Here is a 14,381-nt window from a genome sequence, read left to right as displayed (position 1 = left end):
ATTGTAATCGGTTACAATTCAATTGTACACAACTTAATCTATTGAGAAATGAGGCGACCTTAATGGTAAAAAAACTCTATACAACAACGATGACGAACACTGGTGGTCGAGCTGGTGAAGTTTGGTCCAACGATAAAAAGTGGGACTTCAAGATCGGCACCCCCGGCGTTGACAAGGATACCACTAACCCTGAGCAACTGTTTGCGGCTGGTTACGCTTCCTGCTTTAACGGTGCACTAGAGATTGCATTGCAACAAGCCGGCGTTACTGCTGAAAGTACGGTTCGCGCCAAGGTCGCCCTCTATCAAGAAGGTGACGGTCCCGACTTCCACATCGGCGTTGACCTTTTTGCGCACGTTGATGGTGTTGCGGAAGCGGATCTATTAACCTACCTTGATCAAGCTAACCAGATTTGTCCTTATTCCAAGGCAACTCGCGGCAATATTGAAGTGACTTTGAACGTTGAATAGTATCGCGTAGCACTCGATTATTTTAAATAAACGCATCCCCGAATACCAAACTGTGGTACTCGGGGATGCGTTTTTTATTCAATTATTTCGGTTGTCTAATCATGACCGCCAGTAGATTTGGCGTTTAACTATTTTGAACGATTCTAATTGAAACAATTGAAGTCAGCTAATCAACCCGATTATCTTCTGCCAACTTTTCGAACCACCACTACCGCTGTAATTTTTGTTAAATAGGCCGTTCAAGCGCGGTATAGCCCGCTTTAACGACCACTAAAAGTTAAAATTTGTTAAAAAATCCCCCAATTTTCTAGACAACCCGTGACAACTATTTAATTGCATAGTAACTCGCTATTAACACAATTGAAACATTCGTCAGGTATCCTAGTAGTCAGTGAACAACAAGGGGATTATAAAAAATATGTCAAAACTACACTTAAAAATTGCAACATTCTTTCTATTAATGATCGGCTTCGGCTTTGGGATGGCATCTAACGCCACTTCCCACGTCGCACCACAATCTGAAACCACTACCGCACACGCCGCAACTTTGACTGCTAGCCAAAAGAAACAAATCGCTACGATCAACGCCGGCCTTTCCAAGACCCAAAAGGCTGCTAAGAACTGGATTGCCTACCGCGAATCTCGTTACAGCTATACTGCTCGTAACGGTAACTGTTACGGCCGTTACCAACTATTACGTTCATACCTCCATGGCAACTACTCAGCCGTGAACCAGGAAAAGGTCGCTAACGCTTACGTTGCCGGCCGTTATGGCACTTGGACGAACGCTAAGCGTTTCTGGCAAGCACACCACTGGTACTAAACTGAGGGCTGACGCGCTGGCGCACCCTTACTTACATAAGTGGTCTTGTACACAAGTTCCCTTGGTAACTGATAATAGCACCGCGATTAATGATATCGCGGTGCTTTTTTGTTGCCCTTATCCAAAATGACTTTAAAACACTTTGATTCACCAACTATTTTCAGAATTAATCGAATGATAATTAAAAACTATGGTTGTGTCTGTGCTTACTTTCACAAAATTTTCTAGTGCTGAAAAGTTTTTTCAACTACCTTAAGCGACCCTTTTCACCGTAATGCCGGCTATTTCGGCCACTATTGCTTTGTAAGCGGTAACTATTTCTTTTGGAAATCGCTTTCTTTTTTCAAAAATAAGCGTTATACTAACCCACGTTGGTTGTTCTAATGTACCAACTTAGTTACAACTGTTACATGCAGCTTGTTATTAGCACCTTAAAAATACACTACAAAGGGGATTCGTTTTATGCGAAAAGTGTCGACTGGTTTTATTTACTTCTTCGGCGCCCTTGGTGGGTTGCTTTTCGGTTATGATACCGGGGTTATCTCTGGCGCCATCCTGTTTATTCAAAAACAACTTCACTTGGCTCATGGCAACAAGGTTGGGTCGTTAGTGCCGTCTTGTTGGGGGCCGTTTTAGGGGCTGCCATTATTGGACCATCTTCTGATAAGTATGGTCGTCGAAAACTACTTTTGCTTTCTGCTATTATTTTCTTCGTTGGGGCCATTGGCTCAGCATTCTCACCAGAATTCTGGACTTTGATCGTTTCACGGATCATCTTAGGGATGGCCGTTGGGGCTGCTTCCGCTTTGATTCCAACTTACTTAGCTGAATTGGCACCCGCTGACAAGCGTGGGACCGTTTCAAGTTTGTTCCAGCTGATGGTTATGACTGGGATCTTGGTCGCCTACATCACCAATTACAGCTTCTCTGGCATGTATACTGGCTGGCGTTGGATGTTAGGGTTCGCCGCTATTCCAGCCGCAATCCTCTTCTTCGGTGGCTTGATTCTCCCAGAAAGTCCTCGTTTCTTAGTCAAATCCGGCCGGACTGATGAAGCCAACGCCGTTTTGATGAACATGAACAATGATAATAAAGAAGCCGTTGATGCTGAATTAGCTCAAATCAAGCAACAAGCTAACATTAAGAGTGGTGGCTGGAGCGAACTCTTTAGCAAGTTCGTTCGTCCTTCATTGATTATTGGGATCGGCTTAGCCATCTTCCAACAAGTCATGGGGTGTAACACCGTTCTCTACTACGCACCAACCATCTTTACTGACGTTGGTTTCGGGGTTTCCGCAGCCTTGCTTGCCCACATCGGGATCGGGATCTTTAACGTGATCGTTACTGCGGTTGCCGTTGCTATAATGGATAAGATCGACCGGACCAAGATGTTGATTGGCGGGGCCATCGGGATGGGTATTTCCCTCTTCGTCATGAGCTTTGGGATGAAGTTCTCCGGTGGGTCACACGTTGCCGCTATCATCAGTGTTATCGCCTTGACGATTTACATCGCCTTCTTCTCCGCTACTTGGGGTCCCGTAATGTGGGTCATGATTGGTGAAGTCTTCCCACTTAACATTCGTGGGTTAGGGAACTCATTTGCTTCAGTTATCAACTGGGCAGCTAACATGGTTGTTTCCCTTACTTTCCCATCATTACTTGACTTCTTCGGTACTGGTAGTTTGTTCATCGGGTATGGTGTTTTGTGCTTCATCTCCATCTGGTTCGTTCACAAGTTCGTCTTCGAAACTCGGAACCGGTCATTGGAAGAAATTGAAGCTACCCTTCGTGAAAAAGACAACGAAGCGGAAAACACCGTTACCTCACATTAATCTAGCGTTCCTGATTCTCTCTTAATATCGCTTTTCTACATTGCCAAAACGCCTCCTCAGCAGTTATGTTGAGGAGACGTTTTTTGCTGTTGTTTTTTGTTGTCGTTTGTGTCCAGCGTAAGTGTGCAGAGCTTGTGAAACTCGGCTTCGTCGGCGCGTTAATCGTGGGTGATATTGTGGGCACAACCGGTCGGTCAGAAAATTTGGGCTGGAACGCCGTGGGCACGATTCTGAGCCGGGAAAACACGTCTCAGAATTCGGCCTTTCACTAAGCTGGAAATTCACCAGCTAAGTGAAATTTCACGGCTGAGCCCAATTTTCTGACCGACCTCTTGTTTGCGGGCTGTCGGCATCGATTACCGCACTCTCGAAAATTTATCATGAAGGGTTAAACTGTCGCACGCTGACAACTGCAAGCATCTCAGCAAGTGTTGAATGGCCACGTAACGACGTCGGGTCAGCAATACGTTCAAGCGAGTTGAATCAATGTTCAGGCTAGACTTGTTCATCACGAAAATGACAACTACTGACCGATTGTGCTGTTTACCGAGTTAACATCAATCGCTGTCATACTGTAGCATGACGACCAGTTAAGCACTTGAGATGGTCTACAATAGTGCCGAATTGGACCAATGTAAGATTCCGGTCAGCGGCTAGGTAGATGCTGTGTCGCGATGATTGGTGGTTGTTGGTGTCCTTCCGACAACCGCCAATTATCGGGGACAAATTGAAGACTCGCACGGGGTTTGGCGAGGCTTACATTTGAGGTCTGAGACCGCTCTTCGGCTCAGACCGGCCCCACAGCAGGAACCTAGTCGCTGACCGGAATCGTCAGCGCAAGCAAATCATCGCACTTCACAAACTAAACCGCAATATGCTTACGCTGGACACAAGCGTAACCCGCTACTTCTTTAGCTTATCAACCTGCTTCGACAATCGATCAACCTCGCTAGTCAGCTGCGCCAGCTGTTTCATCAACGCATCATGTTGCTGTTGCTGTTCATCCGCAGCACCGGTTCGATCAGTGAAGAATTCGGTGATCGTACTCGTCAGCAACCCGATAAAGCCAACGCCACCTAACATCAAGGCAGTCGCAATCATTTTGCCCCAAGCCGTTTTCGGTGAATCATCACCGTAACCAACCGTTGTGGCCGTTGTGACCGCCCACCACATTGACTGGGATAGCGTTTGGTGTTCAACGATTGAAAACAGCCAGGCACTAATGCAGATGATGCCGACACTGATGGTAAACAGGTAAATAAACCCGGTGTCATAGACGAACCGGTGAAAATTTTTCGTCCACTTCCCCGAGAGTCCAAGGTGCCAGAATAAGTGGTGCGCTCGAATATACTGCACCAGTCGGCCTAACCGAAAGAGCGCAAATGCTGGGTGCATGGGGATAATGCCCAGTAAATCAAACGCATTTTCAATTAAAAACCACTTTCGGTTCTTGGTGATCGCCCACCGGATGAAGTAGTCGGCAACAAAGAACAACCATAGTCCCGTGTTGATGGCATGCCCAATTGGACCGACTGGTACGTGGCACAGCAATAACAGTGCCAAAACTGACGAGGCCAAGACCAGGATCGTGATTAAAATGTGGTACCCAATCACCCGTTTAGTTTGTGTCATTTTACCGCCCCACTAATCATTGTAGATGGCCTTTAGTGCATTTAGATCCGCCGTCGATAGAGTTGTTCGGCTCTGGTCGACTGGATACATGACTGATAGCTTACTCGTGCTATGATCCAATCCCAGTGCGTGTCCCAGTTCGTGAGTTGCCACCGATTGCTTGATGGCCTGTTGTGGATAGCCACGTTGAGCCCCGCTCTGGCGTGGTTGACCGTATAGGCGCCCCAGCCAGTTTGTTGAATGATCTTTGGGCCTCCATGACCAGACTCAATCATCCCCTGCTGGGTGTTAGCGCTACTCATCTGCTTTTCGTAAACAAAGAAGGTAATTGAATTTTGCTTATCCGTAGCGTTCCCCGCCACCAACTTCACAAGTCCAGTAGCGTTATACGTCGCAACTGCGGCTTCAAACGCTACCTGAGCGGACGATGAAACATCGCTAGCAAAGTGGTAGTAGTAAGTCTTCTTCAACGTTTTCCCCTGTACAATGTTTTCAATTGGCGTTTGATCAGCCGACGACGTTTCTCGCTTCTGCGTGCTGCTCGTCGATTGTTGTGCATCGTAGTTTGGTAAATACCGGTCGGCTAATTTCGTTAATTCAGTTTTAAAGTTAACTGGCGCTGGTTTGCCATCGATTGTTAGTGGCACAAATGCCAGAACCAATAGGGCAACCGCCCAAGTTAACCACGTTCGTTTGCGCATTAGTGCGCCTCCTCTAGTGTGCCATGGTGGTTCGGCGCGTTTTCTTATCGCTACTACACTACTGATTTTTTGGAGTGAGGTCAATTATTATGGTGGGATTTTAGGGAATTTTTTGGTTTTGGAGATCGCGTTGGAGGAATTGGACGTTAATTGGCTAATATGCTGGGGGCGGTATAGCTGTATATATGAGAATAGTTCAGACTATCTCTGTTATATTGGTAAGGATGTCCCCCGATGCTTAACGTTTTTTTCATGGTTAATTTTCCGAAACCTCACATCTGTTATGTAGCCTAAACGCGCAAAAAAACGCAGGACCCGGCCATATAAGGCAGAAGAACAGGGACTCCCAAGCCCAGGAGTCCCTGTTCTTCTGCCTTATATTCTGGGTCCTAACCGCGTTTTTTGCGCTCTACAACGGAATACTAACCACAAACACCGCCCCATGCGGATGATTATCTCTCACATAAAGCTTGCCCTTATGCTGACCGACGATCCAGTGGGCAATCGCTAACCCCAGCCCATTGCCGCCGGTTTTCGAATTTCTTGATTTATCCGTTCTGTAGAAACGGTCGAACACTTTAGTCTTATCTTCGTCCGCGATACCTTCACCAGTATCCGCCACCTCTAATTGGAGGTTGTCGTGCACCTTAGTGGCTTTAATGCTAACGGTGCCGTGCTCCGGCGTATATTTGATCGCATTATCCATCAAAATGGTGATCAACTGACGAATCAAATCGGCGTCCAGCTTGCCCTTACCTGCCACCTTAATACTGGATTGGAAGGACTTTTGCTGGCTCATCGCGATTTCTTGGTACGGTTTGGTGACCTGCGTCAGCCACTGCTGCAAATCAACCTCTGCCGGATTAATTTGAATGACGTTTGAATCCGACCGTGCCAGTAACAGCAAGCGGTTAGTCAACGTCTGCATATGGTTAACTTCATCCAGCGCCGTGGCCACTTCGTCAATTTCGTCCATCACCCGGGATTTTGGCTTCGTCAGTAAATACTCCAGTTGGTTTTGAATCACCGTCAGCGGCGTCCGCAACTCATGCGCGGCGTTGGCGCTAAAATCCCGCTGTTTTCGCCAAGACGTAATAATCGGCTTCATACTCGACCGCGATAGCAGGTACGCAATCGCAATCGCTAAAATCCAGAAGATGATCAACGTGACCAACAGCGCATTTCGGAAACTATTCAACGCCAATAAGTCCGCGTCCACGTTCTCCATGATCAGTACATAACGCCCGGCGTACATTGGGTTTAAGTTTGATGCGGGGACCTTGATCAATAGTGTCCGGAAGTGACTGGTAACGTCATCTGAAGACAACGTCAGCTCCTGAACTTTATCCAAATCGTTCACGTTCAACTTGGTCTTCTTCAGTAAACTATAATCCCGTTCCCCAAGCATCGCCTGGTTCATGATTTTACCCTTACTGTTAAACACCACGATGTCCGCTCGAAACGGCCCATCCTTGGTTGGCATGACGGTGTTCTTAGTTTGAGTGCCCCGTAAGTGATTCCACTTCGGCTGCGGCACGTTTTGCAAAATACGTTGTTTTTGCCCGGTAAATCCTGAATTGATATCGCGATAAACGGACTGGTAAAAGAAGAAATAGACCACTAGCCCAAGGGCAGCAAACAGCAGCGCAAACGTGACTAACTCCTTCAAAAAGAGCTGGAGTTGTTGCTTTTTTTCGGGGTTTTTAACTTTCAACTCAATCCTCCGTTTCTAACATGTAACCGACGTTTCGAAGCGTCCGGATCGGTTGTTCCGCGACGCAGGCCTTGATCTTCTTTCTCAGGTTGCTCATGTACACTTCCACCACGGAAAGCGCAGTATCGGAGTCAAAGCCCCAAAGTCGATCAAAGATCTGATCTTTCGTAATGATGGTATCAGGATTTTGTAAAAAGTAAATCAAAAGGTCATATTCTTTCCCGTTCAGGCCAGGCTATTGCCATCGACCGTAACGGTTCGGTTGTTCAAATTAGCCGTAAAACCGGCCACTTTCAGTTGGTTATCAGCACCTAAACTACCCGTCCGGCGTAACAGCGCCTTGACCCGCATCAGTAGTTCTTCCCGGTGGAAGGGTTTCGTTAAGTAATCATCCGCGCCCAACTGAAAACCGTGAACCTTATCTTCCAGCGTATCCTTCGCCGTTAAAATCAATACGGGCATGTCGACCTTGCTTCCGTCCGCCAGTATTTTAAAATATCGTACCCACCGATCTGTGGCAACATCAAATCTAAAACGGCGAGGTCATAAATGCCTCCTGCCCCAGCATCTGACCCTCAAAACCATCGTTGCTGACCGTGGTTTCCGCAATGTCCGTCAAAAAGCGTTCTAGGCTGGTGGCCAGCGCTTCGTCGTCTTCAACGATCAAAATCTTAAGTTCACTACTCATCTCCGTGCACCTCCATCAAACTTGTCTTGATGTATTAAACCTAGCGACTTTTTGAGCGCAGGTCAATGCCTAAATCTTGACTTCGGCCACTTTTTTTAAATTTTAAGGTTCCCTTATGTTCATTTAGGTATCTTTAATAGTGTTGAACGCCAGCTTATTTTAAGGGCGTTACAGCCGAATTTGGACTGAAGGAGCAGCTCATGCTAGCCACGTCACCGTCGACAACTGACACCAAGCGATTTCACGTGCCCGCGATCGACTTTGTTTTTGCTCTTATTTTAATTCTTGCGCTGTTTCTCTATAGCTGGCAGATCGGTAACGCCAGCACGACTAACGCCTACTACACCCAACTTATCACAACCATGACCAAAAGTTGCACGCGTTTTGGGTCGCCGGTTTTGACCCCAACAACGTTAGTACCGGTACCCAACCACCCGTTGCCCTTTGGTTTATGGCTATTAGTGCTAAATGCTTTGGGGTCCACACCTGGAGCCTCGTGCTCCCCTCGATTGGTTTTGGCGTTGGTTCAGTCGCGTTGATCTACCAACTCATTATGCCAACTTTTGGCCGCGTTTCAGGTCGACTGGCTGCACTGGCAATGACGCTAACCCCAGTCGTTGTCACTAACTTACGCGCTAATAATCTCGATACGACCCTGCTCTTCTTCCTACTACTCGCTTGTTTGTTACTTGAAAAAGCCCTCGCACAAGATCAGCTGGGCTGGTTAATTGGTAGTTTTGCGATGATTGGGATTGCCTTCAACATCAAACTGATGCAGGCGTTTTTAATTCTCCCCATCATGGTCATCATTTACTGGTTAGCGACCACCACGTCTTGGCGTCAAAAATTGACCCACCTCTCACTGGCAGCCGTTACCCTGATCGCCTTATCATTCGTTTGGCCCCTATCAATTGATTTCACAACCACGCAAACCGCAACCCAGACCTCTGCTTTGCAGCTCGCGTTTTCAACCAATACCAACCAATCCCTGTTAGCCCAGTCGAGTTATACCAGCGATAGTAGCACTGCTCAACCAAAACAATTAGCTAACAGCACCACTCACCCCAATCGAACAACGGCGACCAGCATGACCCGTTCAACCGCCAACCGACCGGCGCCAAATCAAGCCACGACAACAACTGCCACGACCCAGTCACTAGTTCAAGCAACGGTTGGCTCGCAGGGTAGTTGGCTTCTACCATTTGCCATCTTCGGCCTCTTCGGTGGCTTGTCATTCTTCCGGGATGCCAAGCGCAAGTGGTGGCAGCTCACCAACAAGCAACAGCAACTCCTGTTGTGGGCCGGCTGGCTCTTACCCGTTTACGGTTTGCTGATGATCAACGCCTTCCAAGCGGATACGTTGGTCATGTTGGCACCAGCCATTGCGGCACTGTTTGGCATTACCCTGCCCGTCTTGATTCGGTTATATCACCGATCGACGTTAAATAACTGGCAGTACTACTTGCTGCCGCTGGCCATTGTTACCACGACGAGTCTGCAAGCCTGGTACGTTTATAACTACTATGCACTCTTGGCTTGGTTGCTACTCGCAATTGGCGCTGTCGTCAGCATGGTGCTGATTTCTGGTCGGCAACGACGAGCATCCGCTGGTTAATTTCAATCGGCCTGCTGACCATCGCCATCGCGCCAGCTTGGTGGTCGCTGACCCCAGCGTTAGCCGCAACAACGAGCACCACGCACACCACCGTTGCCAGTTCGGCGACCCTAGACACCAAGTTACTCAACTATCTCACAACCAATCAGAGGACGGCCAAATACCTCATGGCTACCGACCAAACCGCAACCGCTGCGCCCTACATGATGAAAACCGGGCAACCGGCCATCGCGCTGGGTGGCTACAGCGGCACGGCAACCACCCTGACACTGACGCAATTCAAGCACCTCGTCGCGAGTGGTCAGGTTCGGTTCTACTACACAACCGGTAACACCAGCTCAACCGCCATCACACGTTGGATCAAAGCGAACGCCAAAAAGGTCGCACCAAGTCAGTACCAGACCCGACCAACGCTGGCGAAGCCCAATGCGGTCACCGCAACTAACCCAACGTCAACGGTCGCCGGTCCCCATCACCGACCACTCAATAAAACTGCACTTTATGATCTTAGTACCATCAACTAATCACATGATTCACGCCCCAAAGGAGGACTAAAATGACGCAAACTGAACACATTTCCATTGTCATTCCCGTATTTAATGAAGAAGCTGGCATCGATGAAACCATCGACGTCTTAGAAAACTACATTGCCAACCGGCTAGAAAGCTACGACCTGATTTTCGTTGACGATGGCTCCACAGATCGTAGCGTTAAGTTGATTCAACAAGCCGTTCAACGCAACGAAAACATCAAACTGATTCAACTGTCTCGGAACTTCGGCAATCAAATTGCCATTACCGCTGGCTTGCGTTACGCATCGGGGGATGCCGTGGTGGTGATGGCTGCTGACTTGCAAGATCCACCCGCCGTGATTCCAGCCATGATCGATAAGTGGCGCTTAGGCTACCAGGTCGTTTACGGCAAGCGGGTTTCTCGGGCCGGTGACAGTTGGAGCAAGAAGTTGATGGCTGCCAGTTTCTACCGGTTATTTCACGCCATTACCACCATCAACGCTCCGTTGGACGCTGGCGATTTCCGCTTAATGGATCGTCGGGTCGTCACGGAACTTCGTAAAATGGACGAACCCGATCCCTTCTTACGCGGCATGGTCAGCTGGGTCGGTTTCAAGCAGACCAGCGTGACTTATGAACGGCAAGAACGGCAGCGTGGCAACACGAAATCAGCCAACCGCGAGATGGTTCGCCTTGCGGTAGATGGCATCACCGGCTTTTCATCACTTCCGCTAAAACTGCCTGCTTGGTTGGGTGGCTTCTCGATGTTGATTGGTCTGGGCTACCTGGTAAGTACGGCCTTCACCGGACTGACGACCTTGAAATTTCTGGTGTTTGCGCTGTTCTTCTTAGTTGGCATCGTTTTGGTCAGCCTCGGGATTGCTGGCGCGTACCTTTACCGGATCTTTAACGCCGCTAAGAAACGCCCGCTCTACATTGTTGAAAGTGCAACGGGCTTTTCGGCAAAGCAGCAATCGGTATTGACGTTTAAAACGAACACTAATGATAAGAGTGAAAAAAAGTCTCACACTGACTTTGATGAAAGTGAGCCTAAACTCGGTTAACATGATGATTTGACGTAACAGCCTTCTGAGTTCCTAATTTAGGACTTTCGCAAGGCTGTTTATTTTTGTCTTCAATTGAATTAGACCAGTTGATGAGCAATCCTGATTTGACGTTATAACAATAATTAAAATGTCCTATACCACTACATCATTTTTGGTCTGTACCGTCTTTGGAGCTTTTAAGTCGCTTCAATTGATATGTCGCACCGATGCCGATAAAATCCAGTTACAGTTATCAGTCAGGCCCGTCTTTTTGACCGTCCCACTTAGTATTAATTTGAATTGCACCGTTATCGGACAAGTTAGGCATCATAAAGGAGAAATGAGCGTTGAAAGAGAAAACCACCTTAGTACTCGAATCGATGACACCATGAATACGACTGCAACAAGCACCGGAGTTGGCAACATCTCAACAACGTCGCTCATCATTTTAATGCTAGCGGGAGACTGCCAATCCCGAATGATAGCTATCGCAGGCCTGGCACCGCTGGCAACGACCCCAATTCAAGCCGCACAGATGCCAACGACCGGCCAATTAGCGCAAATCATTAACGCACAAATACGTCACGTCACTACCGATTCAACACAAGTTTACACAACCCAAAAATCGCACTGAATTAGCATAACCCGCTACTTCAGTGCGATTTTCAACTTAATGCTTATTTAGTTTTAACGTGATTGACCGTGCAACTGGCCAAGTGGTCGTCCAGAATGCCCAGTGCTTCTAGCCAGGATTGAACGATCGTGGGACCCACGAATTTGAACCCTTCCTTTTTCAAGGCTTTGCTAACACGTTGCGATAGTGGTGTTTGTCCCGGTAAATCAGCCATCGTGGCGTACCGGTTCACCTGTGGCTTACCGTCAACAAACGTCCAGAGATAGGCGTTCAACGACCGGCCAGCTTCGTGCCACTTGACCAGCAACTGCGCATTCGCAATTGTCGCGTCAATTTTTCGCCGATTTCGAATAATGCCAGCATCCGCCATCAATCGTGCGACATCAGCATCATCGAACTGAGCGACCTTCGCTGCGTCAAACTGAGCAAACGCCACTTTAAAGTGGGCCCGCTTATTTAACACCGTTTGCCAACTCAAACCGGCCTGCATCATCTCCAGCGTCATCAGCTCAAAGGTTTCGGTCTCATCGTAAGTCGCTACACCCCACTCTTCATCGTGGTAGTGCCGCATCAAGTCGTTCTCAGTTTCACCCCAGTCACAACGGGTCATCTAATCAGTCCTTCGTTCAAATTAAGATACTTGCTGGGTCGTGAGCAGTTGGGTCAAATACGCATGGCTATCACGCATCTCTTGGCAATCATTTTGATCTGCCAAGTCAATTTCGTAAATGTTACTTGCCGTAGGATTCACAACCCCCATCACCCGATACCAGTCAATTTTACCACGTCCCAGCGGTAAACTGTCGTGCGTTAACCCCATTGAGTCAACGAGATGGTAGTGCACGGTTTGGGGGGCTAATCGCCGGATGCTCCGAACCAGTTGATCGTTGTTGCCTTGGAGCACGATGAATCCGTGACTTGTGTCATAGCACAACCGGTAGTGGTGCGCCATGACTTCGCGTTCAATTTCAGGATCCCCGAAGTCAAAGACCGGTGAGGTGGAATTTTCAATCATCACGTGATTGCCACCTAAAGCTTGAAAGTAGTCTAAGCGTTTAAATACGCGCCGACGAGCCGCCATCAGTTCGCGCTTATTGGGTACCGTTTGACTGTAAGCGCCGTGGATCAACACCTGAACGTTGCAGGCCACGGCCAGTTCGATCAACGATTCCGTGCTAGTCATCATGAACTGGTAACTTTCAGGATCCGCTAACGCCGAAACCGAAATCTCGTTGTGGTGATGGTTAAACGCCATTGGGTGGTGGATCACAATCGTCCGCACCCCGGTGGCCTTAACGTAAGCAATCATCGCTTTCAAATGCGCCAGACCACTCGGCGTCATGTCTGCAGCAGTTGTATAAAATTCAAAGACGCTTGGCCGATACTGTAGTCGTTCGTTTAATTGTTCGAATGACGTACTTGCTTTTAATCCTAACGTTGGCATCATTTGATCACCTCATTTTTTATTACTTTCAGTTATAGTCGCTTTAACTTAATAAAACCATAAATTCGGCTTGATTATGACAGCTACTAAGACAATGTTAAGGTTCATTACCAAACGTTAAGAACTGACACGTCAAAGGAGGGTTTGCGATGTTACTTTCTCACCGTTTTCGACAACTCATACTGATACTCACCATGGTTGCGAGCACTTGGTTATTCTGTCTCCCGGTACACGCAGCAACCCCCTTTGGCCCTTACCGGTTCGCCACACCCAGAGCAACCGTTAAGCTTCAAGGTAGTGCCTACTACCGCGGTATTTGGCAACAGGCCATCACCGCGTGGAATAAAACCGGTGCCTTCACCTTCAAAATTACCACTACTAATCAGGTTCAGGCCAAAAACTGGTCCAACACCACCACCGACCTCGCCATTTCCGGTCAAACGCAACTCTTCAGCCGTGGTAGCCAGATTCAATCCGCCATCACCCGCATCAACTCAGGCGTGTTCAAATTTTACAAATACAGCAAGGCTTCCCGCGTCATCGTCGCCGAACACGAACTCGGCCACGTCATCGGCTTGCAGCATAGCACCGACCCCACCAGCGTGATGTACTATCGCAACCGCTACACTGGTATCTCGGCCGCAGACGTTGCGAGTGTGAAACAGCATTACCAGTTGCCACTACTCCAAGTTGCCACGCCACTGATGGTGCAACTGGATGACGAACCGGTGACCATCATATGTGACTTGCAGGCGTTTGAGGCCTTGGCGGATACTTCGGTGATTATCAGCAATTGACGCTTGTGTCCAGTGTATGCATGTTCAGTTTGTGAAATTCAGTGATTCTGATTCTCTATAGTGGGAAGATGCCGCGGGAGGCTCCGGCGCTATGCGGGGACTGGAACGCAGTGGCGGGCCTACGAGCTAGGAACGGAAGAAGACCACTTCCGTGCCGGATCTCTCCGGACCCGCGTATGACTAAAGCACTCGCACCCCGAACCCCACGGGGCACGACTGCTTAAGTCATACCAACACTGCTGAGCCCCGCGCGCCTCCGCCTCCCGCTACATTGTGCGCTGTTGGCAACCAGAACTGCTGACGGTCACGTGCTGAAGTTGACGAAACTGCGTGACAGTTACGTTTAATAGTAACTCAACAGTTGCAGAAACAATCGTGGTCAATGTTCAGTAGCTGCAATGAGTCAAAAATTGTGCAAGATCAAATCTACCGGTCATGCGCTCCGTTTACGTGAACTTAATGCAGTTGCGTTA

Annotated in this window: 12 protein-coding genes and 3 pseudogenes; 9 read left to right on the top strand and 6 right to left on the bottom strand. The window is 48.3% G+C overall.

Features of this window, described 5'->3' with window-relative positions; translation table 11 throughout:
* Positions 1 to 62: 62 nt before the first annotated feature.
* The 3 genes and pseudogenes from JCM2765_RS07825 (at position 63) to JCM2765_RS07815 (ending at position 3,125) form a co-directional block, all read left to right on the top strand.
* Positions 63 to 470, top strand: coding sequence for an organic hydroperoxide resistance protein (locus JCM2765_RS07825; RefSeq protein WP_054735831.1), 408 nt, complete (start codon positions 63 to 65; stop codon positions 468 to 470).
* 418 nt (positions 471 to 888) lie between these two features.
* Positions 889 to 1,293, top strand: coding sequence for an aggregation-promoting factor C-terminal-like domain-containing protein (locus tag JCM2765_RS07820; RefSeq protein WP_054735829.1), 405 nt, complete (start codon positions 889 to 891; stop codon positions 1,291 to 1,293).
* A 462-nt stretch (positions 1,294 to 1,755) separates the two neighbouring features.
* A pseudogene (locus JCM2765_RS07815) lies at positions 1,756 to 3,125 on the top strand (sugar porter family MFS transporter).
* A gap of 903 nt (positions 3,126 to 4,028) precedes the next feature.
* On the opposite strand, the gene JCM2765_RS07805 reads toward JCM2765_RS07815, so the two are convergent.
* From JCM2765_RS07805 to JCM2765_RS07790, 4 genes and pseudogenes are all read right to left on the bottom strand, one after another.
* Complete coding sequence (locus tag JCM2765_RS07805; RefSeq protein ID WP_054735825.1) at positions 4,029 to 4,757, bottom strand: potassium channel family protein; 729 nt, start codon at positions 4,755 to 4,757, stop codon at positions 4,029 to 4,031.
* Between the two features lie 12 nt (positions 4,758 to 4,769).
* Complete coding sequence (locus JCM2765_RS18095; protein ID WP_263849375.1) at positions 4,770 to 4,910, bottom strand: matrixin family metalloprotease; 141 nt, start codon at positions 4,908 to 4,910, stop codon at positions 4,770 to 4,772.
* 957 nt (positions 4,911 to 5,867) lie between these two features.
* A complete protein-coding gene (locus JCM2765_RS07795; RefSeq protein WP_054735821.1) occupies positions 5,868 to 7,172 on the bottom strand; it encodes a sensor histidine kinase in 1,305 nt (434 codons plus the stop codon).
* Position 7,173: 1 nt separating this feature from the next.
* A pseudogene (locus JCM2765_RS07790) lies at positions 7,174 to 7,860 on the bottom strand (response regulator transcription factor).
* 373 nt (positions 7,861 to 8,233) lie between these two features.
* Between JCM2765_RS07790 and JCM2765_RS07785 the strand changes: the two are divergent.
* From JCM2765_RS07785 to JCM2765_RS07770, 4 genes are all read left to right on the top strand, one after another.
* Positions 8,234 to 9,475 carry a glycosyltransferase family 39 protein gene (locus JCM2765_RS07785; RefSeq protein ID WP_082405046.1) on the top strand — a complete coding sequence of 414 codons (1,242 nt, stop codon included), beginning with the start codon at positions 8,234 to 8,236 and terminating at the stop codon, positions 9,473 to 9,475.
* Complete coding sequence (locus JCM2765_RS17130) at positions 9,397 to 9,999, top strand: mannosyltransferase YkcB-related protein (RefSeq protein WP_156301723.1); 603 nt, start codon at positions 9,397 to 9,399, stop codon at positions 9,997 to 9,999. Before JCM2765_RS07785 ends, JCM2765_RS17130 begins: the two co-directional genes overlap by 79 nt.
* Before the next feature lie 32 nt (positions 10,000 to 10,031).
* Positions 10,032 to 11,051 carry a glycosyltransferase family 2 protein gene (locus tag JCM2765_RS07775; protein ID WP_054735815.1) on the top strand — a complete coding sequence of 340 codons (1,020 nt, stop codon included), beginning with the start codon at positions 10,032 to 10,034 and terminating at the stop codon, positions 11,049 to 11,051.
* A gap of 322 nt (positions 11,052 to 11,373) precedes the next feature.
* Positions 11,374 to 11,667, top strand: coding sequence for a hypothetical protein (locus tag JCM2765_RS07770; RefSeq protein WP_054735813.1), 294 nt, complete (start codon positions 11,374 to 11,376; stop codon positions 11,665 to 11,667).
* A gap of 43 nt (positions 11,668 to 11,710) precedes the next feature.
* Here JCM2765_RS07770 and JCM2765_RS07765 read toward each other — a convergent pair whose 3' ends face one another.
* Together JCM2765_RS07765 and JCM2765_RS07760 are read right to left on the bottom strand one after the other, a co-directional pair.
* On the bottom strand, positions 11,711 to 12,277 hold the full coding sequence (locus JCM2765_RS07765) for a DNA-3-methyladenine glycosylase I (protein WP_054735812.1): 567 nt from the start codon (positions 12,275 to 12,277) through the stop codon (positions 11,711 to 11,713).
* Between the two features lie 21 nt (positions 12,278 to 12,298).
* Complete coding sequence (locus JCM2765_RS07760) at positions 12,299 to 13,114, bottom strand: sugar phosphate isomerase/epimerase family protein (protein WP_054735810.1); 816 nt, start codon at positions 13,112 to 13,114, stop codon at positions 12,299 to 12,301.
* A 146-nt stretch (positions 13,115 to 13,260) separates the two neighbouring features.
* Here JCM2765_RS07760 and JCM2765_RS07755 point away from each other — a divergent pair, with 146 nt between their 5' ends.
* Entirely contained in the window at positions 13,261 to 13,908 is a 648-nt protein-coding gene (locus JCM2765_RS07755; protein ID WP_054735809.1) for a M57 family metalloprotease, read from the top strand.
* 327 nt (positions 13,909 to 14,235) lie between these two features.
* Positions 14,236 to 14,301: pseudogene (locus tag JCM2765_RS19065) on the top strand (hypothetical protein); the annotation flags it as partial.
* Positions 14,302 to 14,381 lie beyond the last annotated feature (80 nt).

This window comes from Secundilactobacillus similis DSM 23365 = JCM 2765, from assembly GCF_001311075.1.
GTDB classification, from domain to species: domain Bacteria; phylum Bacillota; class Bacilli; order Lactobacillales; family Lactobacillaceae; genus Secundilactobacillus; species Secundilactobacillus similis.
The sequence above is the reverse complement of the archived record's forward strand: the minus strand, read 5'-3'. Positions and strand labels throughout refer to the sequence as shown.

Bases quoted from the DNA above. Each gene is read 5' to 3' on its own strand.
- JCM2765_RS07825 (WP_054735831.1), top strand. From the start codon at position 63: ATGGTAAAAAAACTCTATACAACAACGATGACGAACACTGGTGGTCGA.
- JCM2765_RS07820 (WP_054735829.1), top strand. From the start codon at position 889: ATGTCAAAACTACACTTAAAAATTGCAACATTCTTTCTATTAATGATC.
- JCM2765_RS07805 (WP_054735825.1), bottom strand. From the start codon at position 4,757: ATGACACAAACTAAACGGGTGATTGGGTACCACATTTTAATCACGATC.
- JCM2765_RS07775 (WP_054735815.1), top strand. From the start codon at position 10,032: ATGACGCAAACTGAACACATTTCCATTGTCATTCCCGTATTTAATGAA.
- JCM2765_RS07770 (WP_054735813.1), top strand. From the start codon at position 11,374: ATGAGCGTTGAAAGAGAAAACCACCTTAGTACTCGAATCGATGACACC.
- JCM2765_RS07765 (WP_054735812.1), bottom strand. From the start codon at position 12,277: ATGACCCGTTGTGACTGGGGTGAAACTGAGAACGACTTGATGCGGCAC.
- JCM2765_RS07760 (WP_054735810.1), bottom strand. From the start codon at position 13,114: ATGATGCCAACGTTAGGATTAAAAGCAAGTACGTCATTCGAACAATTA.
- JCM2765_RS07755 (WP_054735809.1), top strand. From the start codon at position 13,261: ATGTTACTTTCTCACCGTTTTCGACAACTCATACTGATACTCACCATG.